The organism is Sphingomonas sp. Sph1(2015), from assembly GCF_001970915.1.
Classification (GTDB): domain Bacteria; phylum Pseudomonadota; class Alphaproteobacteria; order Sphingomonadales; family Sphingomonadaceae; genus Sphingomonas; species Sphingomonas parapaucimobilis.
Window position 1 is genome coordinate 1 of record NZ_MQUI01000017.1, and the last position, 24,823, is coordinate 24,823.

At 68.0% G+C, this 24,823-nt stretch carries 22 protein-coding genes; 8 read left to right on the forward strand and 14 right to left on the reverse strand.

The window, feature by feature from the left end:
- Positions 1 to 115: 115 nt before the first annotated feature.
- From BSZ14_RS08870 to BSZ14_RS08885, 4 genes are all read right to left on the reverse strand, one after another.
- Positions 116 to 1,003, reverse strand: a complete 888-nt coding sequence (locus BSZ14_RS08870) for an LOG family protein (RefSeq protein ID WP_042490639.1) — start codon at positions 1,001 to 1,003, stop codon at positions 116 to 118.
- A 33-nt stretch (positions 1,004 to 1,036) separates the two neighbouring features.
- Positions 1,037 to 1,708 (reverse strand): extensin-like domain-containing protein, encoded by a 672-nt coding sequence (locus BSZ14_RS08875; RefSeq protein WP_076710650.1) that lies wholly within the window; start codon positions 1,706 to 1,708, stop codon positions 1,037 to 1,039.
- Between the two features lie 308 nt (positions 1,709 to 2,016).
- Positions 2,017 to 2,265 carry a hypothetical protein gene (locus tag BSZ14_RS08880; RefSeq protein WP_076710651.1) on the reverse strand — a complete coding sequence of 83 codons (249 nt, stop codon included), beginning with the start codon at positions 2,263 to 2,265 and terminating at the stop codon, positions 2,017 to 2,019.
- A gap of 27 nt (positions 2,266 to 2,292) precedes the next feature.
- Positions 2,293 to 2,544 (reverse strand): hypothetical protein, encoded by a 252-nt coding sequence (locus BSZ14_RS08885; RefSeq protein WP_158069194.1) that lies wholly within the window; start codon positions 2,542 to 2,544, stop codon positions 2,293 to 2,295.
- A 280-nt stretch (positions 2,545 to 2,824) separates the two neighbouring features.
- Between BSZ14_RS08885 and BSZ14_RS08890 the strand changes: the two genes are divergently transcribed.
- The gene (locus BSZ14_RS08890; protein WP_076710653.1) at positions 2,825 to 3,982 is read left to right on the forward strand and encodes a phosphoserine transaminase; all 1,158 of its coding nucleotides are present in this window, start codon (positions 2,825 to 2,827) and stop codon (positions 3,980 to 3,982) included.
- An 85-nt stretch (positions 3,983 to 4,067) separates the two neighbouring features.
- Complete coding sequence (gene serA / locus BSZ14_RS08895; RefSeq protein WP_076710654.1) at positions 4,068 to 5,645, forward strand: phosphoglycerate dehydrogenase; 1,578 nt, start codon at positions 4,068 to 4,070, stop codon at positions 5,643 to 5,645.
- A 406-nt stretch (positions 5,646 to 6,051) separates the two neighbouring features.
- On the opposite strand, the gene BSZ14_RS08900 is transcribed toward serA, so the two are convergent.
- Entirely contained in the window at positions 6,052 to 6,900 is an 849-nt protein-coding gene (locus tag BSZ14_RS08900) for a hypothetical protein (RefSeq protein ID WP_076710655.1), read from the reverse strand.
- 239 nt (positions 6,901 to 7,139) lie between these two features.
- Here BSZ14_RS08900 and BSZ14_RS08905 point away from each other — a divergent pair, with 239 nt between their 5' ends.
- Entirely contained in the window at positions 7,140 to 8,246 is a 1,107-nt protein-coding gene (locus BSZ14_RS08905; protein ID WP_076710656.1) for an ATP phosphoribosyltransferase regulatory subunit, read from the forward strand.
- Positions 8,247 to 8,359: 113 nt separating this feature from the next.
- Complete coding sequence (locus tag BSZ14_RS08910; RefSeq protein WP_076710657.1) at positions 8,360 to 9,649, forward strand: adenylosuccinate synthase; 1,290 nt, start codon at positions 8,360 to 8,362, stop codon at positions 9,647 to 9,649.
- Positions 9,650 to 9,822: 173 nt separating this feature from the next.
- On the opposite strand, the gene BSZ14_RS08915 is transcribed toward BSZ14_RS08910, so the two are convergent.
- The 6 genes from BSZ14_RS08915 to BSZ14_RS08940 form a co-directional block, all read right to left on the reverse strand.
- A complete protein-coding gene (locus BSZ14_RS08915; RefSeq protein WP_076710658.1) occupies positions 9,823 to 10,251 on the reverse strand; it encodes a hypothetical protein in 429 nt (142 codons plus the stop codon).
- Between the two features lie 62 nt (positions 10,252 to 10,313).
- On the reverse strand, positions 10,314 to 11,381 hold the full coding sequence (aroC, locus tag BSZ14_RS08920; protein WP_076710659.1) for a chorismate synthase: 1,068 nt from the start codon (positions 11,379 to 11,381) through the stop codon (positions 10,314 to 10,316).
- Positions 11,378 to 11,923, reverse strand: a complete 546-nt coding sequence (locus BSZ14_RS08925; protein WP_076710660.1) for a GNAT family N-acetyltransferase — start codon at positions 11,921 to 11,923, stop codon at positions 11,378 to 11,380. The genes aroC and BSZ14_RS08925 overlap by 4 nt, the downstream gene beginning before the upstream one ends.
- A 184-nt stretch (positions 11,924 to 12,107) precedes the next feature.
- On the reverse strand, positions 12,108 to 12,899 hold the full coding sequence (gene fabI / locus BSZ14_RS08930; protein WP_076710684.1) for an enoyl-ACP reductase FabI: 792 nt from the start codon (positions 12,897 to 12,899) through the stop codon (positions 12,108 to 12,110).
- Between the two features lie 8 nt (positions 12,900 to 12,907).
- Complete coding sequence (locus tag BSZ14_RS08935) at positions 12,908 to 13,879, reverse strand: YihY/virulence factor BrkB family protein (protein ID WP_076710661.1); 972 nt, start codon at positions 13,877 to 13,879, stop codon at positions 12,908 to 12,910.
- 7 nt (positions 13,880 to 13,886) lie between these two features.
- Positions 13,887 to 14,822, reverse strand: a complete 936-nt coding sequence (locus BSZ14_RS08940; RefSeq protein WP_076710662.1) for a DnaJ C-terminal domain-containing protein — start codon at positions 14,820 to 14,822, stop codon at positions 13,887 to 13,889.
- Positions 14,823 to 14,922: 100 nt separating this feature from the next.
- On the opposite strand from BSZ14_RS08940, the gene BSZ14_RS08945 reads away from it, so the two are divergent.
- Complete coding sequence (locus tag BSZ14_RS08945) at positions 14,923 to 15,153, forward strand: hypothetical protein (RefSeq protein WP_076710663.1); 231 nt, start codon at positions 14,923 to 14,925, stop codon at positions 15,151 to 15,153.
- 129 nt (positions 15,154 to 15,282) lie between these two features.
- Here BSZ14_RS08945 and BSZ14_RS08950 read toward each other — a convergent pair whose 3' ends face one another.
- Together BSZ14_RS08950 and BSZ14_RS08955 are read right to left on the reverse strand one after the other, a co-directional pair.
- Positions 15,283 to 16,176, reverse strand: coding sequence for a transglutaminase family protein (locus tag BSZ14_RS08950; protein ID WP_042490654.1), 894 nt, complete (start codon positions 16,174 to 16,176; stop codon positions 15,283 to 15,285).
- On the reverse strand, positions 16,173 to 18,629 hold the full coding sequence (locus BSZ14_RS08955) for a circularly permuted type 2 ATP-grasp protein (protein WP_042490656.1): 2,457 nt from the start codon (positions 18,627 to 18,629) through the stop codon (positions 16,173 to 16,175). The genes BSZ14_RS08950 and BSZ14_RS08955 overlap by 4 nt, the downstream gene beginning before the upstream one ends.
- 225 nt (positions 18,630 to 18,854) lie before the next feature.
- Here BSZ14_RS08955 and pdxH point away from each other — a divergent pair, with 225 nt between their 5' ends.
- From pdxH to BSZ14_RS08970, 3 genes are read left to right on the forward strand one after another with little or no spacing between them, the layout of a single operon-like run.
- Complete coding sequence (gene pdxH, locus BSZ14_RS08960; RefSeq protein WP_076710685.1) at positions 18,855 to 19,436, forward strand: pyridoxamine 5'-phosphate oxidase; 582 nt, start codon at positions 18,855 to 18,857, stop codon at positions 19,434 to 19,436.
- Complete coding sequence (locus BSZ14_RS08965; RefSeq protein WP_076710664.1) at positions 19,433 to 20,386, forward strand: cation diffusion facilitator family transporter; 954 nt, start codon at positions 19,433 to 19,435, stop codon at positions 20,384 to 20,386. The genes pdxH and BSZ14_RS08965 overlap by 4 nt, the downstream gene beginning before the upstream one ends.
- A gap of 1 nt (position 20,387) precedes the next feature.
- A complete protein-coding gene (locus BSZ14_RS08970; protein ID WP_076710665.1) occupies positions 20,388 to 21,191 on the forward strand; it encodes a PhzF family phenazine biosynthesis protein in 804 nt (267 codons plus the stop codon).
- Between the two features lie 191 nt (positions 21,192 to 21,382).
- Here BSZ14_RS08970 and BSZ14_RS08975 read toward each other — a convergent pair whose 3' ends face one another.
- On the reverse strand, positions 21,383 to 24,769 hold the full coding sequence (locus tag BSZ14_RS08975) for a chromosome segregation SMC family protein (RefSeq protein ID WP_076710666.1): 3,387 nt from the start codon (positions 24,767 to 24,769) through the stop codon (positions 21,383 to 21,385).
- Positions 24,770 to 24,823: the final 54 nt, after the last annotated feature.

The window sequence follows — 24,823 nt, forward strand, 5'->3', positions numbered from 1 at the left end:
CTTTCAGGGGAGGGGGGCGGGGGTGGGGCGCTTCCGCAAGCGCGGCACTGGTGGATAGGCCCCACCCCAACCCCTCCTTTGAAGGAGAGGGGCTACATAGGGTAACCGACCGACGTTACGCCTGTTCGGCTTCCTTGCGCGCGCGTTCCTCGTAGAAGTTGCGGACCACGTCCCACGCCTCTTCGGCGGTTTCGACATAGGTGAAGATGCCCAGGTCACGCTCGGACACGACGCCTTCCTCGACCAGCGCCTCGAAATTCACGACGCGTTCCCAGAAGGCGCGGCCGAACAGCAGCACCGGGATCGGCTGGATCTTGCCGGTCTGGATCAGGGTCAGCAGCTCGAACAGCTCGTCGAACGTGCCGAACCCGCCCGGGAACGCCGCCAATGCGCGCGCATGCAGCAGGAAGTGCATCTTGCGCAGCGCGAAATAGTGGAACTGGAGGCTCAGCGACGGCGTGACGTACGGGTTGGGCGCCTGCTCGTGCGGCAGGACGATGTTCAGGCCCACCGACTCGGCGCCGACGTCCGCCGCGCCGCGATTGGCGGCTTCCATGATCGAGGGGCCACCGCCCGAGCACACGACGAACTGGCGCATGCCCCGATCGTCGCGGGGCAGGCGGCTGGTGATCTGCGCCAGCTCGCGCGCGATGTCATAGTATTTGCTCTTGGCGACGAGGTTCTCGGCGATCTTGCGCGACTTGTCGTCATGCGCCAGCGCCAGAAGCGCCTCGGCCTTGGCCGGCTCGGGAATGCGCGCCGAGCCATAGAAGACGAAGGTCGAGGCGATCTTGGCCTCTTCGAGCAGCAACTGGGCCTTCAGCAATTCCAGCTGGAAACGGACGGGGCGAAGGTCTTCGCGCAGCAGGAAGTCCATGTCCTGAAAGGCCAGCGTATAGGCGGGGCTTTCGGTCTGCGGCGTCGAGACGATCGTCTTGGCGCTCTCGGCGTCCTGGCTGGCATTGGGGAAGACGCGGTTCGGTACTTGGGTCTTATCGGTCATTTTGGGTGATGTAGGATATCGCAAGCCCCCGCGCTACCGGCAAAAATGCGCGGCATCATCCTCCAGATGCAGGTGGTTGCGGTGCGCCGCGTTATAGTCGGGGCTCAGCACCGTGCCGAAGCGCTTGCAGGCCGAGGCGCGGATCGTCGTCCAGAACTGACGCACCTGCGGGTCGGTCGAATGCCAGTCGTTCAGCAGGCTGATCCGCCGCCCGTCCTTCAGCACGAAGCCGCCGATATCGACCGCATTGGCCAGTGCATGGCCCGAGCGCCGGTCCCCGATCCGCTTGGTCCCGACGATGTTGCGACAGGCATAGGTGCCCATCCCCTCGACCTTGACCAACGGCGAGCCCAGGATCTGCCACGCGGCGGGGGCGACGGCGTTGCGCACCCATCCGGCAAAGGCGCGCGCATTGCCGCATCGCATCGCGGTGACGCCGGTGACGGGCACGCCGATATCGGTCAGCTGCACCGCGCCGTACAGGCCGCACCCCGGCCCCAATTCCCTGTCGGGCAGGCGGCGATAATCCACGCCCTCGCGCCGCAGATCGGCCTCGCATTGCGCGGCTTCGCGAACCGGCGGGCGATAGGGTTCGGGGCGCGAGGCCTGCTGCACCGGGCGTTCGGAGCGGTCGGGCCGACCACAGGCGGAAAGGAGCGCAGCCCCCAGAATCGGAGCGGCGAGAAACAGGGGGACGCGAACCATACGCCCCCTTGTCCACGGCACTTGCGCATTTGTCAGCCCCGATCAGCCATTCTGAGGCGTGTCTGCGGCATACGCGGGCCTTAGCTTTGCTTATTCTTCCCTCTCCCCTGGATAGGGGAGAGGGTTAGCGAAGCTTGCCAGCGTGGCTGGCTAGCGCAGCTTGGGTGAGGGGTCGAGCGAGCCAAAGGCTCGCGCGCTGCGCGCGCACCCCTCACCCAGCTCCGACTAAGACTTTGCTTACGCAAAACCTAAGTCTGCGCAACCCTCTCCCCTCTGCGAGGGGCGAGGGAACAAAAACCTCTGTCGACTCAGACCAGCGTGGTTGCCTTACCCCCGGCTGACACCGCAACCTTGGATATGGTGATGCGCAATGTCTGTCGCCGGCCCAGATCGACCAGCAATCGGCGCTTCAGCATCGCCGACGGAACGTCGATGATGATGATGCGCGCCACATTCGCCCGTGATATTGAAATCCATTGATCCGAGGTTTCCGATGCCGCGAGGAAGATCACCGTCATATTGCGGTAGATCGCCGCTGCGACCCACAGGCTCCACAACAGGTTCAGTCATATCGGAACTGAGACCTAAGCGGGAGCCGCTGAGGCGATAGTGACACTGCACGTTTCCCGAATCCCCTCGAACGGCTTTGAGATCACTGCGATCGGCACGAAAAACCATCCGACATTCCAGCCTGGGCTGATCGTCATCGCAGAGTTCCACTGTTGCGTGTTGCGATTGACGATATAGACCCAGCGGAAGAAACCGAGAGGGTAGAGCAAGGTGAGCAGGGCAGGCAGATCGAGGGGCGATCCTTGATCCACGATCACCCGATTCACCGCTTTCGGTGTAACGATTTGCTACATAAAGCGCTGATTCGCCACAGATATAATGTCGTCTGGCCCAGGCTGGCGAAGAGCTAGAGACAGGGCAGTGTAATTGCCAATCGCTTCAAGCAGCTCGGATGCTTAAGCACTCGAAGTTCACCCTTTGGGAGATAACCGGATGCAAAATTGCGCCGTCGCGATTGTGGTTGTCATCTTCGTTCGACATCGCTAGGGCAGTCGACGGGCCACGCGGTCCCAACGCCGCGCGTGCTCTCTGTGAGGAGAGTCTTAAATGACTGAATTGACTGCCGCTGACGCCACTCTTGCGCCTGCGAAGCCCGCCACCAAACCGGCGCGTCCCTATTTTTCCAGCGGCCCCTGCGCCAAGCCTCCCGGTTGGGATGCGGCCAAGCTCGCGACGGACAGCCTCGGCCGTTCGCATCGCTCGAAGCTGGGCAAGCAGCGCCTGCAATATTGCATCGACCTGATGCGCGAGCTGCTGAAGCTCCCCGACACCCACCGCATCGGCATCGTCCCCGGCTCCGACACCGGCGCGTTCGAGATGGCGATGTGGACCATGCTGGGCGCCCGCCCCGTTACCACGCTGGCCTGGGAAAGCTTCGGCGAGGGCTGGGTGACCGATGCGGTCAAGCAGCTGAAGCTCGACCCCACCGTCCTGCGCGCCGATTACGGCCAGATCGCGGACCTGAACGCGGTCGACTGGTCGAACGACGTGCTCTTCACCTGGAACGGCACCACCAGCGGCGTGCGCGTGCCGAACGGCGACTGGATTGCCGATGACCGCGAGGGCCTGTCCTTCGCCGACGCGACCAGCGCGGTGTTCGCCTATGACCTGCCCTGGGACAAGATCGATGTCGCGACCTTCTCGTGGCAGAAGGTGCTGGGTGGCGAGGGTGCGCACGGCGTCCTGATCCTCGGCCCGCGCGCCGTCGAGCGTCTGGAAACCTACACCCCCGCCTGGCCGCTGCCCAAGGTGTTCCGTCTGGTGTCGAAAGGCAAGCTGGCCGAGGGCGTGTTCAAGGGCGAGACGATCAACACCCCCTCGATGCTCGCCGTCGAGGACGCGATCTTCGCACTGGAATGGGGCAAGGGCCTGGGTGGCGCAGAGGCGCTGGTCAAGCGTTCGGACGCCAATGCGGCGGCGCTGGGCAAGATCGTGGAAGAGCGCGACTGGCTCGGCCATCTCGCCGCCGATCCGGCGATCCGCTCGACCACCAGCGTCTGCCTGACGGTCGAGGGTGCGGACGAGGCGCTCATCAAGAAGATGGCCTCGCTGCTCGAAGCCGAAGGCGCGGCCTATGACGTGGCGGGTTACCGCGACGCGCCTGCGGGCCTGCGCATCTGGTGCGGCGCCACGGTCGAAACCGCCGATATCGAGGCGCTCGGCCCCTGGCTCGACTGGGCCTACGCCACCGCCAAGGCGGCCTGATCCTTTCCTGATACCCCCGGCCTTGTGGCCGGGGATTTCCCCCCCATTCCATAACCCCGGCCGTGCCGGGGTGACGAGGTGAACCATGCCCAAAGTTCTCATCAGCGACAAAATGGACCCCAAGGCCGCCCAGATCTTCCGCGAGCGTGGGGTCGAGGTCGACGAAATCACCGGCAAGACGCCCGAAGAGCTGAAGGCGATCATCGGCCAGTATGACGGCCTGGCGATCCGCAGCTCGACCAAGGTCACGAAGGACATTCTCGAACACGCGACCAATTTGAAGGTCGTCGGCCGCGCCGGGATCGGCGTCGACAATGTCGACATCCCCGCCGCCAGCGCCAAGGGCGTGGTGGTGATGAACACGCCGTTCGGCAACTCGATCACCACCGCCGAACACGCCATCGCGCTGATGTTCGCGCTCGCCCGTCAGCTGCCCGAGGCGGACGCCTCGACCCAGGCGGGCAAGTGGGAGAAGAACCGCTTCATGGGCGTCGAGCTGACGTCGAAGACGCTGGGCCTGATCGGCGCGGGCAATATCGGCTCGATCGTCGCCGACCGCGCGCTGGGCCTGCGGATGAAGGTCGTCGCCTTCGACCCCTTCCTGACGCCGGAGCGCGCACTGGAGATGGGCGTCGAGAAGGTGACGCTGGACGAACTGCTCGCCCGTGCCGACTTCATCACGCTGCACACGCCGCTGACCGACCAGACCCGCAACATCCTGTCGGCCGAGGCGCTCGCCAAGACGAAGAAGGGCGTGCGCATCATCAACTGCGCGCGTGGCGGCCTGATCGACGAAGAGGCGCTGAAGGCGGGGCTCGACTCGGGCCATATCGGCGGCGCGGCGCTCGACGTGTTCAAGGTCGAACCGGCCAAGGGAAGCCCGCTGTTCGGCACGCCGAACTTCATCTCGACGCCGCATCTGGGCGCGTCGACCACCGAAGCGCAGGTCAATGTTGCGATCCAGGTCGCCGAGCAGCTGGCCGATTTCCTCGTTTCGGGCGGCGTCACCAACGCGCTCAACATGCCGAGCCTGACCGCCGAGGAAGCGCCCAAGCTGAAGCCGTACATGGCGCTGGCCGAAAAGCTCGGCTCGCTGGTCGGCCAGCTGTCGCACGGCGCGGTGACCGGCATCGCGATCGAGGCGGAAGGGGCGGCTGCCGCGCTGAACCTCAAGCCGATCACGGGCGCGGTGCTGGCGGGCTTCATGCGCGTCCATTCGGACACGGTGAACATGGTCAACGCGCCGTTCCTCGCCAAGGAGCGCGGCCTCGACGTGCGCGAAGTGCGTCATGACCGCGAGGGTGATTACCACACGCTGGTGCGCGTCACGGTGACGACGGCGGACGGCGAGCGCTCGGTCGCGGGCACGCTGTTCGGCGATCAGGCCCCGCGCCTGGTCGAGCTGTTCGGCATCAAGGTCGAGGCCGATCTCGCCGGGCCGATGCTCTATGTCGTCAACGAAGACGCACCGGGCTTCATCGGCCGCCTGGGCACCACGCTGGGCGAGGCGGGTGTCAATATCGGCACCTTCCACCTCGGCCGCCGTTCGGCGGGCGGCGAGGCGGTGCTGCTGCTCTCGGTCGACGAGGCGGTGGATGCGGAGCTGCTGGGCAAGGTCAAGGCGCTGCCGGGCGTGAAGACCGCGATGGGCCTGGTATTCTGATCCGATAGAATCGGATTTTCGGCAAAGGGGTCGGGTGCCAAAAGGCATCCGGCCCCTTTCGTCTCGCGGTCAATCGAGCGGCGCTTCCGCTCCGCCGAGAAGGGGGCGTGGTGTGGGGCCGGATGGTGGCTCTATGGGATCGAGTCCATCATCGCGGCGCAATGGCGGGAATTTGGGCGGCGGACGACCGCCCGCTACGAAAATCGCGGTTATCGCGGCTCGTATCTCTTCCCGTTCCGCATCGCTCATGCGGGGTGGCCCGGTAAGATCCTTGATCGGCATGGAAGATCCTCACACGATGCTGATGTCCGCAGGATAGCATGGTCAGGCGAATGACGCGAAGGTCTCGGGCGCGGGTCGATCGCCAAGGTAAGGGCGGCCTCCTGTCGGCCACGCCCCCTTTGCCTCAGGCGGTGGGTTCTGGCGGGAGCAGCGCATCACGACGCACGCGGATGGCGTCGGCCTCATCCGGAGTAAGGTCCAGTCGGTCGAGACGCTCGTCGAGCAGCACCGGCAGGGTGGCTTTGGGATGGGCGACCGCCAGGGTGAAGGTCTCATCCTGCGCAGGGTCGTAATAGGTCCAGGGCCGCTCGTCCTTGGCGAAGCCGCTGGCGATCGCCTTGCCGGTCATCGCCGGGTCGATCGGCGCATAGGTGATCCGGCTCTGGCCTCTCTTGTCGGTACGCTGGGTGATGCGCGCCCAGACCGGCCGAAGCAGCGCGGGATCACGCATCGCCTTGATCGAGGCCGATTGGTATAGGAAGCGCCGCATCATCAGGACCGAAAACACCGCAAAGACGAGCACGACCAGCAGCGAGCCGAGGAAGCGGTTCCAGAACTCCTCGATCGCCAGCGACAGGGTGATGTTGTCGGGATTGCCGCGTTCCGCGACGATCCGGGTTTCGCGATCCTCGTTGCGGAACGCCATGTAGGAAAAGCTGACCGCCCGCGACTGGATCGCGCCGTCGCGCGGATAGGCGATGATGGCGTTGCAACGAACGCTGAACTTCCGCATCCGGCATTCGCCATCGACCATCGAGGCTTGCGGCACGTCGACCGGCGCGCGCAGGATGCGATAATCGGCGTACAGGCCCGGCCAGATGGTGGCGACGATGGCCAGGGCTCCGAAACCCAGCAGGATGCTGAACACCAGCAGCCTGTAATGATCGGCAAATCCCGCCCGCCGCACCATGATCGGCCGCGCGGGCAGCAGCCCCGATGGGTCGGGAAGGCCGTAGTCGGTGGTCTTCAACATGCTCCTCCTTAAGGCAGGCGGCTATCTATCATCGTGCCGCCAACAGATGCGAAAACATCTGGCGGCCAAGGGGTTGCATGCGTAACGAAAAAACGGAGGGGCCATCGCGGTTGACGCCGCTGGCCTTAGTGACCAATCACGCAACCCAACCGTCGCAGGCCGACGATCAAACGACAGGGTTTTTCGCGCGTGATCCGCTTCTCCACCCCCGACCGTGCATGCTTCAAGGACAATGCCCGATGACCGCGCTCCTTCCCGAAGGCTATCACGACCGTCTTCCCCCCTATGCCGATGCCGCCGCGTCGGTGGAGGCGCGGGTGCTGGAGGCGGCGCGGCTGCACGGGTATGAGCGCGCCGATCCGCCGTCGATCGAGTTTGCCGAGGCGCTCGGATCGCGGTTGAAGGCGGGTGGCTTGCATGATGCGGTGCGCTTCGTCGATCCGGTGTCGCAGCGCACGCTGGCGATCCGGCCCGACCTGACCGCACAGGTAGCGCGGATCGCCGCTACCCGCATGGGCCATCACCCGCGTCCGGTGCGGCTGTCCTACGCGGGCACCGTCGTTCGCCTGCGTGGCTCCGAGCTGGCGCCCGCGCGTGAGTGGCGGCAGATCGGGGCGGAGCTGATCGGGCTCGACTCGACGGCCGCGGCGACCGAAGTCGTGCGCGTCGCGGTCGAGGCTCTGGTCGCGGCGGGCACGACCGGCATTTCGATCGACTTCACCTTGCCCGATCTGGTCGACCTGCTCGCCGCCGGGCCGCTGCCGGTCGCGGGCGGTCAGGTGGCGGCGTTGCGCGACCGGCTGGACGCCAAGGATGCGGGCGGGGTCGCGGCGATCGCGCCCGAATACCTTCCGTTGGTCGAAGCGGCCGGGCCGTTCGCGACCGCGATGGAGCGCCTGCGTGCGTTCGACACCCAGGGTGTCCTCACCAGCCGCCTCGATGCGCTGGAGGCGATTGCGGCGGCGCTAGGCGAGGGGGTGTCGATGACGCTCGACCCGACCGAGCGGCATGGTTTCGAGTTCCAGAGCTGGCTGGGCTTCTCGCTGTTCGTCGCCGGTCCGCCGCGCGAGGTCGGGCGCGGCGGCACCTATACGATTTTCCACGAGGACGGCGCGGAGGAAAAGGCCACCGGCTTCTCGCTCTATGCCGACGCCATCGTCGCCACCGCGCCGCCGACCGAGCGACGGCGGCTGTTCCTGCCCTTCGGCACCGAACCCGCAGCGGGCGCTTCGCTCCGCGCGCAGGGCTGGGTGACGGTGCAGGCGCTGGAGGAAGGCGATACGCCCGAGGCGCAGCTCTGCACCCATATCCTGACGAACGGCCAGCCACAGGCTATCGCCGGTTGACAGCCGGGGGCGCAGCCCGCTAGGCGCGCCCCGCACATCTTTGGAAACCCCCCTCGCGCCGAGTCCTGTCGAAGGGCGCATGGGGTCCGTCCGGCAGGCGGAGCATAGCATCCATGGCAAATGTAGCAGTCATCGGCGCGCAATGGGGCGACGAAGGCAAGGGCAAGATCGTCGACTGGCTGGCCGAGCGCGCCGACATGGTCGTACGCTTCCAGGGCGGTCATAATGCCGGTCACACTTTGGTCGTCGGCGAGAATGTCTACAAGCTGTCACTGCTCCCCTCGGGCATCGTGCGCGGCACCCCCAGCGTCATCGGCAACGGCGTCGTCCTCGACCCCTGGGCGCTGAAGGCGGAGATCGAGCGACTGGGCGAGCAGGGCGTCCATGCCAGTCCCGAGACGCTGCGCATCGCCGACAACTGCCCGCTGATCCTGCCGATCCACCGCGACTTGGACGGTCTGCGCGAGGATGCGAGCGGTGCGGGCAAGATCGGCACGACGCGCCGCGGCATTGGCCCGGCCTATGAGGACAAGGTCGGCCGCCGCGCGATCCGGGTGTGCGATCTGGCGCATCTGGATGATCTGGGGCCGCAGCTCGACCGGCTGTGCGCGCATCACGACGCGCTGCGCGCCGGGTTCGGCGAGCCGCCGGTCGACCGCGAGCGGCTGCTCGCCGATCTGCGGGAGATCGCCGCATTCGTCCTGCCCTTCGCCAAGCCGGTGTGGCGTGACCTCAACGAGGCGCGCAGCGGTGGCAAGCGTATCCTGTTCGAGGGCGCGCAGGGCGTGCTGCTCGACATCGATCACGGCACCTATCCCTTCGTCACCTCGTCCAACACCATCGCAGGGGCTGCGGCGGGCGGCTCGGGCCTGGGGCCGTCGGGCGTCGGCTTCGTGCTGGGCATCGCCAAGGCCTATACCACCCGCGTCGGTTCCGGCCCGTTCCCGACCGAGCTGGAGGACGAGACCGGCCAGCGGCTCGGCGAGCGCGGCCACGAGTTCGGCACCGTCACGGGGCGCAAGCGTCGTTGTGGCTGGTTCGACTCGGTGCTGGTGCGCCAGTCGGCGGCGGTCGGCGGGATCACCGGCATCGCGCTGACCAAGATCGACGTGCTCGACGGGTTCGACGAGGTGAAGATCTGCGTCGGCTATAAGCTGGGCGACGAGACGCTCGATTATTATCCGACCCATGCGGCGGATCAGGCCAGGGTCGTCCCCGTCTATGAGACGATGGAAGGCTGGCAGGAGTCGACGGCGGGTGCGCGCAGCTGGGCCGACCTGCCAGCGCAGGCGATCAAATATATCCGGCGGATCGAGGAGCTGATCCGCTGCCCCGTGGCGCTGGTGTCGACCAGCCCGGAGCGCGAGGATACGATCCTGGTTCGCGATCCGTTTGCGGACTGATCTTGGGAGGCCCCGGCGATGCGTCGGGGCCTTTTTTGTTGGCGGGTTTTCCGTGGCCTTCGACTTCGGCGGGCTGCGCCGAAGTCGAAGGCCACGCCCCTACGTCTCAGCATATGAAAGGCCCGGCCGCTCACGCGACCGGGCTTTCTCCGTAGTGACGATCCCGAAAGGGATTACATGCCGCTGCTGCTGCCCGGCGGGGTGGTGGTGCCGCCGGTGGTTCCGGTGCCGACCTGGCCGCTGGTGGTCATGTCACCGCCCATGGTGCCACCATTCATCGTCCCGCTACCGGTCGTCGTGGACGAACCCATGGCATCAGGCGTGGTGGAGGGCGTGTTGACCGTGCTGCCCGGCATGGTCGTACGGCTGCGGCTCTTGCCGCGCGTCGTCGAGCGGGTGGAGGTGCCCGGCGTGGTGGTCATAGTGTCGGGCTGTCCCATGGTGGTCTGCCCCGGCATGGTCGATGTCTGACCCGGCATGGTGGTGGTCTGTCCGGACATACCGCCGCCCGCCATCCCGCCGGTCGTGCCGCCCGTCATCTGCGCAAAACCGGCAGCGGGGATCACGAGTGCGGCGGTGGCGATTACATGCATGTAACGCATTGATTCTCTCCTGCTTTATTCTCGTGATAGTCAACGAGGCAGGAGAACGTCCGTTCCTCTATTTAACCACATTGGCCGCGATGAAGCAACGCCTGATCGGCTAAAACCAGTGCGACCATCGCCTCGACCACCGGCACGCCGCGAATGCCGACGCAAGGGTCGTGGCGGCCCTTGGTGGCGATCTGCGTTTCCTCACCGGTGCGGGTGATCGTGTCGACCGGGGTCAGGATCGAGCTGGTCGGCTTGAACGCGACGCGCATCGTGACGGGCTGGCCGGTGGCGATGCCGCCCGCGATGCCGCCCGCATGGTTCGCCAGGAAGCGCGGACCGCCATTGCCGGCACGCATCGGGTCGGCATTCTGCTCGCCGGTCAGCGCGGCGGCGGCAAAGCCATCGCCGATCTCGAACCCCTTGACCGCATTGATGCTCATGCAGGCGGAGGCGAGTTCGCTGTCCAGCTTGGCATAGAGCGGCGCCCCCCAGCCTGCGGGCACGCCGGTCGCCTCGCAGGCGACGACCGCGCCGACCGAGGAACCGGATTTGCGGGCGCCATCGACGATCGCCTCCCAGCGCTCGGCGGCGGCGGCATCGGGGCAGAAAAAGGGATTGGCGTCGATCAGCGCGTCGTCGAACGCCTCGTAATCGATCCGGTCGCCGCCGATCGACTCGACCCAGGCGCGGATCTTGACCTGCGGGATCACCGCGCGCGCGACTGCGCCCGCCGCCACCCGCGCCGCCGTCTCGCGTGCCGAGGACCGCCCGCCGCCGCGATAGTCGCGAAAGCCATACTTCGCGTCATAGGCATAGTCGGCATGGCCGGGGCGATAGGCGAGCGCGACGTTGGAATAGTCCTTGGACCGCTGGTCGACATTCTCGATCATCAGGCTGATCGGGGTGCCGGTTGTCTTCCCCTCGAACACACCGGACAGGATGCGGACCTGATCCGGCTCGCGGCGCTGCGTCGTGAAGCGGCTGGTGCCCGGACGGCGCTTGTCGAGCCAGGGCTGGATATCCTCTTCGGACAGTGCGATGCCCGGCGGGCACCCGTCGACCACGGCACCAAGGGCCGGGCCATGGCTCTCGCCCCAGGTGGTGAAGCGGAACAGGCGGCCGAAACTGTTGAAGCTCACGCTGCATCTCCCAACCGGGCAAAGGCCGGCGCATGTGTGGCGGCCCCGCGCACGCCGCAGGGGATCAGGCCGCCCTGAAGCGGCACCGCCAAGAAATAGTCACCCGCATAGGGACTGTCGAAACCGCTCGCCACGTCCGCCGCGAAGCCGAACCGGCCGTAGAAAGCGGGATCGCCCAGCGCGAAGCACAGGACGACGCCTTCCTTTTCCAGCCGCTCGATCCCGGCGGCGACCAGCGCCTCGCCGACGCCCTGTTGCCGCCAGTCACGCGCGACCGCGATGGGGGCGAGGGCGACCGAATTGATCGGCTTGCCGCCGATCTTCACGGCCATGCGGCTGAACGCGATCGCGCCGATCAGGCTGTCCGTGGCCTCGTCGATCGCGACCAGCATCAGCACCATGTCGCCCTCGACACACAGGTCGCGGACCAAAGCGGCTTCGGCCGGAGCGGGGAAGCTGGCGACGAGCAGCGTGTCGAGCGCGGCGACGTCCTGCCCTTGCGCGGGACGGATGGTGATGGCGGCGATAGGCTGGTCGGACATGGGTTCGTCTTTAGCGTCGCCGGAGCGCAAGGCGCGATAGATAATGTTGTATCCTCCCCGGTACGGGGAGGGGGACCATGCGAAGCATGGTGGAGGGGGATCGACGCTGGGCAAGTCCCTTGTGCAAGCCCCCCTCCGTCAGCGCTGCGCGCTGCCACCTCCCCGCGCCGGGGAGGATTTTCGTTTACGCCAGCGCGATATCCGGTGCGTCCTCGGCCTTCATGCCGATGACGTTGTAGCCTGCGTCGACATGGTGGATCTCACCCGTCACGCCCGACGACAGGTCGGACAGCATGTAGAGCCCCGCACCGCCGACATCCTCGATCGTCACGGTGCGCCGCAGCGGCGCATTCAGCTCGTTCCACTTCAGGATATAGTTGAAGTCGCCGATGCCGCGCGCGGCCAGCGTCTGGATCGGGCCTGCCGAAATGGCGTTGATGCGGATATTTTCCGGGCCGAGGTCAACCGCGAGATACTTCACGCTCGTCTCCAGCGCCGCCTTGGCCACGCCCATGACGTTGTAATGCGGGATGACCTTTTCCGCGCCATAATAGGTCAGCGTCAGGATCGAGCCGCCCTCGGGCATCATCGTCCGCGCGCGCTGGGCGACGGCGACCAGCGAATAGGCCGAGATGTTCATGGTCATCAGGAAATTGTCGAGCGTGGTGTCATAATATTTTCCACGCAGCTGCGACTTGTCCGAAAAGCCGATGGCATGAACCACGAAGTCGATCGTCGGCCACTCGGCCTTCAGCCCCTCGAACAGCGCATCGAGCGACTCCATCTCGGACACGTCGCAATCGAACAGGCGCGCCACGCCCAGCTGTTCGGCCAGCGGGCGGACCCGCTTTTCCATCGCCGCGCCCTGATACGAAAAGGCGAGCTCCGCGCCCGCCTCCGAAAGCTGCTTGGCGATGCCCCAGGCCAGCGATTTGTCATTGGCCAGGCCCATGATGAGCCCCCGCTTGCCTGCCATCAATCCGTTCACGCCGTTACCGCTCCTGTCGGTTCACTTCCATCAATCGCCCTCTCTAGCGCCGTTTCCGGTGGTTCCGCCAGTGCCGCGTTCAAATGCGCACCGAAAACCAGCCCCAGGCCGATCAGATAGAAGAACAGCAGCATCACGACGACGCCCGCCAGGCTGCCATAGGTCAGGTCGTATCCGCCCAGCCTGGACAGCGCCCAGGGCAGCAGCGCGGTCATGCTGACCCACCAGGCGGCGGTGAACAGCGCGCCCGGCCATTTGGGGCAGTCGCTCTCGCGATATTTGCCGGGCGTGACCGAATAGAAGAGCAGATAGAGCGCGCCGAACATGACGGCGCCCGGAATCAGTCGCGACAGCCCGATCCAGCCCGCCATGTCCTGCGCGAACGGCACCAAGCGATAGATGAACTGCTCCGCCGCCGTCAGGATACCGGCGGCGAGGAAAGACAGCAGCGCCACCACGACCGAGGCGATCATGACCAGCGTCGAGGACAGCCGCGATTTCCAGAAGGCCGCCGTCGCCTTCACGCCGTAAGCGCGGTGGAAGATATCGCGGATCGTCTCGATAAAGCCGCCGACCGTCCACAGCCCGACCAGCCCGCCCAGCCACAGCAGCGATCCGGTCCGCGCCGCCAGCACGTCGGCGATCGGCTTGCGCAACAGGTCGCTGACATCGGGCGGCAGGACGTGGAGGAAGCTCTCCACCGCATGTTGCGTCTCGTTGCTTTGCCCGAACAGCGACAGCAGCGCGGCGGTGGTGATGAAGAAGGGGAACAGCGTCATCAGCGCCAGATAGGCGAGATTCCCGGCATGGATGAACCCGTCGTTGAACACGCCCAGGCTGGTGCGTTTCAATATCTCGAAGGCGTAGGAACCCGGCTGGACCTTGGCGATCTGCCGGTCCAGCCGCTGGCGGGCCTTGCCCGGATGGTGCGCGCGTTCTTCTGGAGTCAGGCCGTTCACATCGCTCATGGAACGATCAGACGCCCATGGCGGCCCTCGGGTTCCTGCCGTCGGTCCATTCCGCTGCAAACTGTTGCAGCGCGGCATCATCGGCGGGGATGTCGATCATCAGCGTGATCAACTGATCGCCGCGCCCGCCGTCCTTCTTGTGAAAGCCCTTGCCCTTCAGGCGCAACGTCTTGCCCGAGCTGGTGCCCTTGGGCACGGTCAGCATCACCGGACGCTCGACGGTGGGGGCCTTCACCTGGCCGCCCAGCACCGCCTCGGTTAGCGAGATGGGCAGGTCGAGCCGCACATCGTCGCCGTCGCGGGTGAAGAAGGCATGGGGCACGACCTCGATGGTGATGATCGCATCGCCGGGGCCGCCGGGGCCTTGCTCGCCCTTGCCGCCTAGGCGCATCTGGGTGCCCGTATCGACACCGGCGGGTAGTTTCAGGTCCAGGGTCTTGCCATCGGCCAGCGTGATCCGCTGCGGGCTGAGCGTGGCGGCGTCGACAAAGGGAACGCGCAGGGCATAGGCGCTGTTCGCGCCCTTGGCGGCCGAACGCCCCCGTCCGCCGAAGCCGCCAAAGCCGCCCGAGAAACCGCCGCGCCCGGCGCCGCTGAACATTCCCTCGAAGATATCCGACATATCGGCGCCCTCGCCGCCGAAATCGAATTGCTGACGAAAGCCGCCGCTGCCAGCGCCGGGCCGTGCGCCGCCGCCGCCATAACCGAAAGGCGAGGTGGGGTTGCCGTCGCCGTCGATCTCGCCCCGGTCGAACCGGGCGCGCTTGTCCTTGTCGTTCAGCAGGTCATAGGCGTTGGCAACCTGGCTGAACTTCTCCGCCGCCTTGGGATTATCCTTGTTGCGGTCGGGATGCAGTTCCTTCGCCAGCTTGCGATAGGCTTTCTTGATATCGGCTTCGCTGGCCATGCGGCTCACGCCCAGCGTCTGATATGGATCGGCCACTCTGTTCCCCGTTGGCAGTGTATTGGCTTCTCATGTGGGGCAGCCCGTGCCGGAGCGCAATCCGTTCCCCATGCGTTGGACCAGCAGAAGGAGACGGATCATGACCCAGCCGATGCAGGCCGCTGGCAAGGACGGCAAGAAAGGCGCGCCGGACGGCGTGTCGGATGCGCCGGGCAAGAAGGGCGGCGAGAGCCAGGGCGGCGGTTACGAGGGCGTGCCCGAGCGAGAGGGTGACTTCCATGGCGGGCAGAGCGGCGCGGCCTATCACGGCAAGGGCGGGCACCCGGACCCGGACAAGGACAATCCCAACGCGGTGACGGAGGAGGGGTAGGGGCTTTCCCTTCCCTCCGTTCAGCCTGAGCGAAGTCGAAGGCCAAGGGAAAGCGCTCGCGGCAAGGTGCACGGCATGCACTTCGACTTCGCCCAGTGCGAACGGAGGGTGGGGGCGGGGCAGGCTGGCCTATCCCGCCACCATCTCCTCCAGCGGCGCGACATCGACGCTGACGTCCATCTTCTGCGCGCCCGAACCCAGCACCACGCCATCGACCGGCGCGATCTCGGCATAGTCGCGGCCGACCGCGACGATGATGTGGTCGCCCGCCATCCAGATGCCGTTGGTCGGATCGACGCCGACCCAGCCATGCACCGGCCCGCCCCAGATCAGCACCCAGGCATGGGTGGCATCTGCGCCGACCAGCCGCGCCTGACCCGGCGGCGGCAAGGTGCGGATATAGCCAGAGGCATAGGCCGCCGGAATGCCCGCCGCGCGCAGGCCCGTGATCATGATCTGCGCGAAGTCCTGGCACACGCCGCGCCGCTGGCGGAACGCTTCGGCCGGGGGCGTGTCGACCAGCGTGGCGGCGGGATCGAAGGCGAATTCGCGCTGGATGCGGTTGGCCAGCGCAAACCCGGCCTCCAGCGCGCCGCGTTCCGGCGCCAGGTCGGCCGCGCACCATTCGGCGATGGCGGGGTCGAGCGGGATCAGGGGCGAGGGGAAGATATAGTTGGCCGGGCTCGCCGCCGACAGGTCGCGGCTGGCGCGGGCGAGCGCGGATATCTCGGCCAGTGTCGGGTCGTTCGGGGACGGCATCGGCACCGGCCGGTCGACCATCATGCGCGCGCGGCTCTCGATGGTCAGGCTGCGCACCGGGCGATCGACGACCAGCCGCGTGACATGCGCCAGCCCCGCCTCGGCATGGGCGGAGCGGGTGCGGCCGACCGGCTCGACGATCAGGTCGTATGATTCCAGTGTCTGGCCGGGCCAGTCGATCGGCTTCAGCCGCAGATTGCAGCGCGCATATTTGACCTGCGCGCCATAGTCGAAGCGGGTGATGTGGCGGATGTCGTAGATCATGCCAGGGTAAGTCCTCCCGCCCGCAGAGGCTCGGCCCCTTGCAGGAAGTAGCGCCGGGCGATCGCCTCGGACAGCAGGCCCAGCCTCCGCTCGACATCGCCCAGCGTATCCGCGTCGAGGGTGCGCGCGTCCGCCGTCTCCAGCGCGGCGCGGATCGCGATGGCCTGGGCCTGTTGCGGCTCGGCCATGTCGTCATCGGACAGGACGGGCAGGCGCGACAGGCAGTCGGCGATGCGCGCGGTCTGATAGGCGAGCGCGCGCGGATTGTTGGGGTCGAGCGCGACGAGGTCGACCACGGCGACGCGCGCGAGGCCGGTCGGATAACGCTGGCGATAGCTGATCTGGCTGTTGGCGAGGTCGAGCAGCGTGGACAGGTCGTCCGCCGAGGCCCCCGCCATGCCGAACAGACGCGTCGCCCGCGCCACCGCGACCGCGCGCTCCACCCGGCGGCCGAGATCGTGGAAGCGCCAGGCGGTGGTGCGGACCATATGCTCGGCCGACAGTCCGGCGATCGCGGCATAGCGGCGCTGGAGAGACCCCGCCCGGTCGAGCATCCCGGCATGGCTGGGGAAGGGGGCCTCCAGCAGCCGCACCATGTCGGCGGACAGCCGGTCGCGCGACCCTTCGCTGATCCCGCGCGCCAGCCGGTTGATGCGGGCGACCGAGTGATAGCCTTCATCCTCCATCGCGGTGCGCGCGAACTGGGTCAGCGTGGCGCGGTGCAGGCTGTCGGGATGCGGGGCCGCGCCGCCGCCGGTGATGAGGCCGACCAGCCGCCCGACCGTGCGCGGGTCCAGCGCCGCGCCGCCATCGACGTCGATCGAATTGCCCAGCATCACGCGGATCGCCGCAAGCAACGCCTCGCCCCGTTCCAGATAGCGGCCGAGCCAATAGAAATTATCCGCCACCCGGCTGGGCAGCGTCCCCGGATTGCGCCGGACATGCAGCGAATCGGGGTCGGCGAGCAGCGATATGGGCGTCACCGGCTCCGGCCCATGGACGCAGACATCGGCGGACCACAGCCCTTCGCCGATCATCGCGGCGGTCGCCTCCGGATGGTCGCCGATCCGGCCGAAGCCGCCGGGCATGACCGTCCACCGCCCTTCGCCGTCGCGCGCGGCGAAGACGCGCAGGGTGAAGGGCCGCGGCTCCAGCCGGTCGCCGATGACGACGGGCATGGTCGACAGGCGCACCATCTCCTGCCCGACATAATCCTGCGGGCGCTTCGCCATATCGGCGAGCAACGTGGCGCGCTCCCCGGCCGACAGGCTGGCGCCCGTGCGCGCGCCATCGGGCAGGCCCAGCGGGCGGGGTCCGAAGGCGGGGGCGATCAGCAGCGTGTCGAGATGTTCGGCGACATGCGCGGCCTGGCGCGGACCGCCGCACCACCAGGTCGCGATATTGGGCAGCATCAGCGGCATACCCGCCAGAGCCTGCGCCAGCGCGGGCAGGAAGGCGGAGACGGCGGGGCTTTCCAGCACGCCCGCGCCAGGCGCGTTGGCGATCACCACCTGCCCCTCGACATAGGCGTCGATCAGGCCGGGCACGCCGATCTGCGAATGGCTGTCAAAGGCCAGCGGGTCGAGCAGTCGCGGGTCGAGTCGCCGCCACAGCGCATCGATCCGCTTCAGCCCCGCGACGGTGCGGACATAGACCTGCCCCTCGATCGCGGCGAGGTCCGCACCCTCGACCAGCAACAGGCCGAGATAGCGCGCCAGATGCGCCTGTTCCGGATAGCTGGGGTTGAACCGGCCCGGCGTCAGCAGACCGATGCGCGGGTCGGCGCGGCGGCACTGGGCGGCCAGCCCGGCGCGGAAGGCGGCGAAGAAGGGCGCGTGCCGTTGCACGTTCAGCCGGTTCTGCAAGCCGCCCAGCGTCCGGCTGACCGCCAGCCGGTTCTCCAGCGCATAGCCCGCGCCCGCCGGATTGCGCAGGTGATCGGCCAGCACCCGCCACTCGCCATCCGGCCCGCGCGCCAGATCGAAGGCGACGAAGCTCAGATGATGACCGCCCGGCGGGCGCACCCCGACCATGGGGCGCAGGAAATAGGGGCTGCCGGTCGCCAGCGCGGCGGGGATATGCCCCTCCGCCACCAGCCGTCCGGGGCCGTAGAGATCGGCGAGGATCGTCTCCAGCAGCGCGGCCCGCTGGATCACCCCCGCCTCGATCCCTGCCCATTCACGGGTGTCGATCAGCAGCGGAACGGGCGAGACGGGCCAGGGCCGCTCGTCGGTTTCGCCGATGATGCGAAAACCGGTGCCGATATCGGCGGCATGGCGCTGCACCCGCTCGCGTGCATGGGCGAGGTGGCTGGCGACGGCGGCCAGTTCCTCCAGCATGGCGGGCCAGGCGGGGTCGTCGGACCCCGCCAGCACGTCCGCGCCGGGGGCGGCCGCGCGATAGGCGTCGATCCAGGCGGCGGCCTGCGCGGGGCTGTCCTCGGAGGGGTCCATCGGGTGCGGAAACTCGCTGTATCCGGCCAATGTTGCAACAGATGATTGCGGGGGGGAGCGGAATCGGGTGCGCGATGCGCGCGTGGCGTCGGAGTCGATCGCCCTATTCCTCCCTCTCTCCTCTATGAGGGGCGAGGGAAAAAGGAAGCGGATCCATGTTCATGGGCTTCAGCGTTTCCGTTCGCGGCGTTGGTTTTCCCGGCCCACAGGCGTATGGGCGGGCGCATGGCCGACGATCCCTTTGCCCTGTTCGATACGTGGTTCGCCGAAGCGCGTGCGAGCGAAATCAACGATTCCAACGCGATGGCGCTGGCGACGGTCGACGCGACCGGACAGCCGTCAGTGCGTATGGTCCTGCTGAAGGGCCATGATCCCCGCGGATTCGTGTTCTACACCAATCGCGAGAGCCGCAAGGCGCAGGATCTGGGCGATGGCAGCAAGGCCGCGCTTCTTTTCCACTGGAAGTCGCTGCGTCGCCAGATTCGCATCGAAGGTCCGGTGTCGCGCGTCGATGACTCCGAGTCGGACGCCTATTTCGCCAGCCGGGGGCGCGACTCGCAGCTGGGGGCCTGGGCCTCGGACCAGTCGCGCCCGCTCGCCGACCGCGAGACATTCGAGGCGCGGTTCGAGGACATGCGCGCCCGCTTCGAGGGCGGCGACGTGCCGCGCCCGCCGCACTGGGGCGGATACCGCGTCACTCCGCAACGGATCGAGTTCTGGCTCGACCGCGAGCACCGGCTGCACGAACGCCGTGTCTTCACCCGCACCGGCGAGAATGGCTGGGACGAAGGATTGCTGTTTCCGTGACCCAGGACGAACGCAAGAAGGTCATTCCGCTGGCGACACGCGCGGCGCTGGCCAGCGTCGCGATGGCGTTGTTCCTGTTGGCGCTCAAGGGATTCGCCGCGTGGCGGACGGGGTCGGTCGCGATGCTGGGTTCGCTGGCCGACACCGCGCTCGACCTGCTCGCCAGTCTGGTGACGCTGTACGGCGTCCGGCTGGCGGCGACCCCGGCGGACCATGACCACCGCTTCGGACACGGCAAGGCGGAGGCGCTGGCGGCCCTGTTCCAGGTGGCGCTCATCACCGCCTCGGCGGCGGGCATCGCCTGGCGCGCGGTCATGGCGCTGGGCGCGGACAATCCGACCAGCGATGCCGAATTCGGCATCGGCGTGTCGGTGATCGCGATCCTGGCGACCATCGTCCTGCTCGCCTATCAGCGCAGTGTGATCCGGCGGACCGGTTCGGTCGCGATCCTGGCGGACAATGTCCATTACCAGTCGGACGTGCTGCTCAACGGATCGGTGATCGTCGCGATGGTGTTGGACCAGTATTTCGGCTGGCACGGCGCGGACCCGATCTTCGGCATCGCCATCGCCGTCTGGCTGGCCTGGGGCGCGTTCCAGGCGTCCTCGACCGCGATCGACCAGCTGATGGACAAGGAATGGTCCGACGACCAGCGCGCCGCCTTCCTCGACGTCGCCGCCCGCCAGCCCGGGCTGAAGGGTATCCACGACTTCCGCACCCGCCGTTCGGGCAGCCACGACTTTGCGCAGTTCCATATGGAGGTCGACCGCGACATGACCGTTGCCGCCGCGCATGACGTGGTCGAGGGGGTCGAGCGCGCGCTGCGCCGCGCCTTCCCCAAGGTCGAGGTGCTGATCCATCTCGATCCCGAGGGGCATGTCGACACCGACAATCCGCTGGTCGAGGCGGATGTGACGCCGCATTGGTTCGGCAAGCGCGTGGGATATTGAGATGCGGATCCCTTTCACCCAGGTCGACGCCTTTGCCGAGGCCGCGTTCGCCGGCAATCCGGCGGCGGTGATGCTACTGTCGGCCTGGCTGGAGGACACCGTGCTGCTGGCGATCGCGCAGGAGAATAATCTGTCGGAAACGGCCTTTCTGGTGCCGATGGACGGCGGCGAGGCGGATTTCGAACTGCGCTGGTTCACGCCGGGCGACGAGGTGGAGATGTGCGGTCACGCCACGCTGGCCAGCGGGCATGTCGTGCTGTCGTCGGATACCACGCGAAACCGGGTGCGGTTCGCGACGCGCCACGCCGGGGTGCTGGAGGTAGCGCGCGACGGGCTGGGCTACAGCATGTCCCTGCCCGAGCGCACGCCGTCGCCCGAGGCGCTGCCGGGCGTGGTCGAGGCGCTGGGTGTGGACGGCGTGGTGGAAACGCTGCGCCATCCGGCGGGCTATGCGGTGGTCGTCGTGGATAGCGCCGAGACGGTGCGGGCCTGCACGCCGGATTTCGCGGCGCTGGCCAAGGCCGGGCGCTATGTCGTCATTCTGACCGCGCGCGGCGGGGCAGGGGAGGCGGATGTGGTCAGCCGCGTATTCGTGCCCGCCTTCGCCATCGACGAAGACCCGGTGACGGGGGCGGCCCATGCGGTGATCACGCCATATTGGACGCGGAAGCTGGGCAGCGAAACGTTCGTGGCGGAGCAGGCGAGTGCGCGCGGCGGGCGGTTGACCTGTCGGCTGGACGGCGACCGGGTCGTGCTGGGCGGTGGGTGCGTGACGGTGATCGAGGGTACGTTCCTGCTGCCTTGACGGTTTTGCGTGGCCTTCGACTTCGGCGCTTTGCGCCGAAGTTTACCCCGAGCGGCTGGCTTGCCAGCCAGTCGAGGGGCTCAGGCTGAACGGAGGCGAGGATCAGGCCAAATCATCCAGCAGTCGTTCACGCTGAGCGAAGTCGAAGCGTATGTCCCATATTTGTGGCTTGGCAGCGGGTTAAGGCGGCGTCACTCCGCCGCCAGCAATGTCTCGGCGGCCTGCAAATCCACCGACACCAACCGGCTGACCCCGCGTTCGATCATCGTCACGCCGAACAGCCGGTGCATCCGGCTCATCGTCACCGCATTGTGCGTCACGATCAGATAGCGCGTATCCGTCTCGCGCGTCATCCGGTCGAGCAGCCCGCAGAAACGATCGATATTGGCGTCGTCCAGCGGCGCATCGACTTCGTCCAGCACGCAGATCGGCGCGGGGTTGGTGAGGAACAGTCCGAAGATCAGCGCCACCGCCGTCAGCGCCTGCTCGCCCCCCGACAATAGCGTGAGCGACTGGAGCCTCTTGCCCGGCGGCTGCGCCATGATCTCCAACCCGGCCTCCAGCGGATCGTCCGAATCGATCAGCGCCAGATGCGCCGATCCGCCGTCGAACAGGGTCGCGAACAGCGTCTGGAAGTGGCCGTTCACCGCCTCGAACGCTTCCAGCAGACGCTGCCGCCCCTCGCGGTTGAGCAGCCCGATCGAGCTGCGCAAGCGCGCCACCGCCTGCACCAGATCCTCGCGCTCGGCGGCGCTGGCCGCGCCGCTCGCCTCCAGATCGGCCAGTTCCTGTTCGGCGACCAGATTGACCGGGCCGATCCGTTCACGATCGGCGGACAGCTTGTCATGCGCGGCGGCCTCGGTCTGGGGCGAGCCGACGCTGGCGCTGTCGAAGGCGAGTTTCTCCGGCAGTACCGGCGCGGGGCAGGCGAAGCGTTCGCCCGACACGCGCCCCAGTTCGACCCTGCGCAGTTCGTGGTTTTCCACCCGCGCCAGCGCCCCCGCCCGCGCCTCCCGCGCGGCGGACAACAGCGCATGGGTTTCGGCATGGGCCGCCTCGATGGCTCGCAGCGCGCGTTCGGCGTCGGTTTCCTCGATCTGGGTGCGCTCCGCCTCGGTCTTGGCGGTGTCGTGTGCGGCGGTGAGCCTGGCGATCTCGTCGGCCAGCAATGTCGGCTGGTCGGCGAGCGCGGCGGCGTCCCGGTCGAGCGTCGCGGCGCGGTCGTCCATCTCGGCGATCCGACCCGCCGCTTGCCCTGCACGCTGGTCCCAGCCCTGCGCCTCGGCCATCGCGGCGGACAGGCGGTCGCGGGTCTGGGTCAGGCTGCGCTCCAGCGTCGTCCGCTCCGACCGCGCCAGCGCCACCGCCGAGCGGGCCAGCTGGGTTTCCTGTTGAAGCCGCGCCGTCTCCGCTGCACTGGCTGTACCGTCGGGCAATCCGGCCAGCGTCGCCTGGGCACGGTCGCATTCGGCCAGCGCCTCGTCCATCTCGGCGGCGATGCGTTCGGCGCGGGTGGCGAGGTCGGTGCGCTGGGCCGACAGCCGCTCGATCACCGCCTGCGCCCGGTCCTCGGCCCGCTCGGCATCGCGCAAGCTCGCCTCGGCGCGGGCATGGAGATTGCGCGCGCTGGCGGCGGCGGCACGGGCGCGGGCGATCCGCTCCTCGATCGCGGCACGCGCCTCGGTCGCGCTCTGGACCGCCGCCTCCGCCGCTGGGCGTTCGGTCTCCAGCGCGGCGAGTCGGTTGCGCCGCTCCATCCGCTCGGCGGCTGCTGCGCCGCCGCCCTCGCCGATATAGCCGTCCCAACGCCGCAGCCGCCCTTCGCGCGTCACCAGCCGCTGTCCGACGCTGAGTTGCTGGCCCGAATCCGCCTCGACCAGGAATATCTGCGACAGCCGCCGGGCAAGCGTCGGCGGCGCCTTGATCCGCTCGCCCAGCCGCAGCGTGCCGACCGGCGCGGCGGGGTCGTCCGGTGCGACGGGGGAGCCATGCCAGTCGACCAGCGGCGTCTCCAGCTCGTCACCCAGCGCGGCGGCCAGCGCACGTTCGAATCCCGGCTCGGCCTGCACCTCGTCGAGCAGCCGGTCGCCGCCCTTGCTCGCCGTCGCGCGGGTCAGCGTCGCCGCCTCGGCTTCCAGCGCGGCGAGCGCGGCGATGGCGCGGGCGCGGGCTCCTTCCGCAGAGTCGCGCTCGCCGGTCGCGGTCAGCTCGCTTTCCTCGGCCCAGCCCAAAGCCGCGCGCGCCTTGTCGGCATCGACTTTGGCGGCGGCCTGTGTTGCGATGGCCGCTTCGCGCGCCGCCTCCTGCTCGGCCATGTCGGGCAGCGCCTCGATCGCGGAGGCGACCGCGCGCGCGTCGCGTTCGGCACGGGCATGGCGCGCACGGGCGGCGGTCAGCGCGGCCTCGGCGATGCGACGCTCTGCGGCTTCGGCCGCCTGGGCCGACAAGGCGCGGGCCAGCGCGACCTCGGCATTGCGGTTCTTCGTCTCCGCCTCGGCCAGCAGCGCGTCGAGCCGGGGCATGGCCTGCACCGCATGGGCGATGCGCGCCTCCAGATCCTCGCGCTCCTCGACCAGCCGCCGGATCGCCGCAGCCGCGTCATGCGCCAGCGCATCCTCGCGCGCGCGGTCTTCGTCGATGCGGGTGCGCGCGGCGGCGAGTTCCTCGATCCGCCGTTGCAGCCCGTGGCGGCGGTCGCGGGTGCGCGACAGGGCATGGCCCGCCTCGCTCAGCGCATCGCGCGCGGCGAGCGAGGCGGCGCGCGTCCGGGCGGCGCGCGCCACCGCCTGGCCTTGCGCGGCCGCCGCCTCACGCTCGGCGGCGGTGGTTTCGGCGACGCGACGCTCGGCCGCCTCCGCCTCGATCTTCGCCGCCCCCGCCGCCTCGGCCGCGTCGCGCCAGCGGGCGAAGATCATCCGCGCCTCGGCCACCCGAATCTGGTCGGAGAGCAGGCGATAGCGCTCCGCCGCCCGCGCCTGTCGCCGCAGCGTCGCGATGCGCGCGTCCTGGTCGGCGATGGCTTCGTCCAGCCGGGTCAGGTTGGTCTCGGTCGCGCGCAGCCTGGTTTCGGCATCGCGACGGCGGACATGCAGACCAGCGATCCCGGCCGCTTCCTCCAGCATCGCGCGGCGCTCGGCGGGCTTGGCGGCGATGACCGCGCCGATCCGGTTCTGGCTGACCAGCGCGGGCGAGTGCGCCCCGGTCGCAGCGTCGGCGAACAGCAGCGCCACGTCCTTGGCGCGTACGTCGCGCCCGTCGATCCGATAGGCCGAGCCTGCGCCGCGCTCGATCCGGCGGACGATCTCGGTCTCTTCACCCTCGCGCTCGGCCAGGATCGTGACCTCGGCAAAGTCGCGCGGCGGGCGGGTGGCGGTCCCGGCGAAGATCACGTCTTCCATGCCAGCGCCCCGCATCGACCGCGCGCTGTTCTCACCCATCGTCCAGCGCAGCGCTTCGAGCAGGTTCGACTTGCCGCAGCCATTCGGCCCGACAACGCCGGTCAGCCCCGGCTCGATGACCAGATCGGCCGGATCGACGAAGCTCTTGAATCCCGAAATGCGAAGCCGCTTGATCTGCACGGACCCGGTCGCCGCTCCCCCGATGCGAAGTGGTTAACCGATAGCGGATGGGGG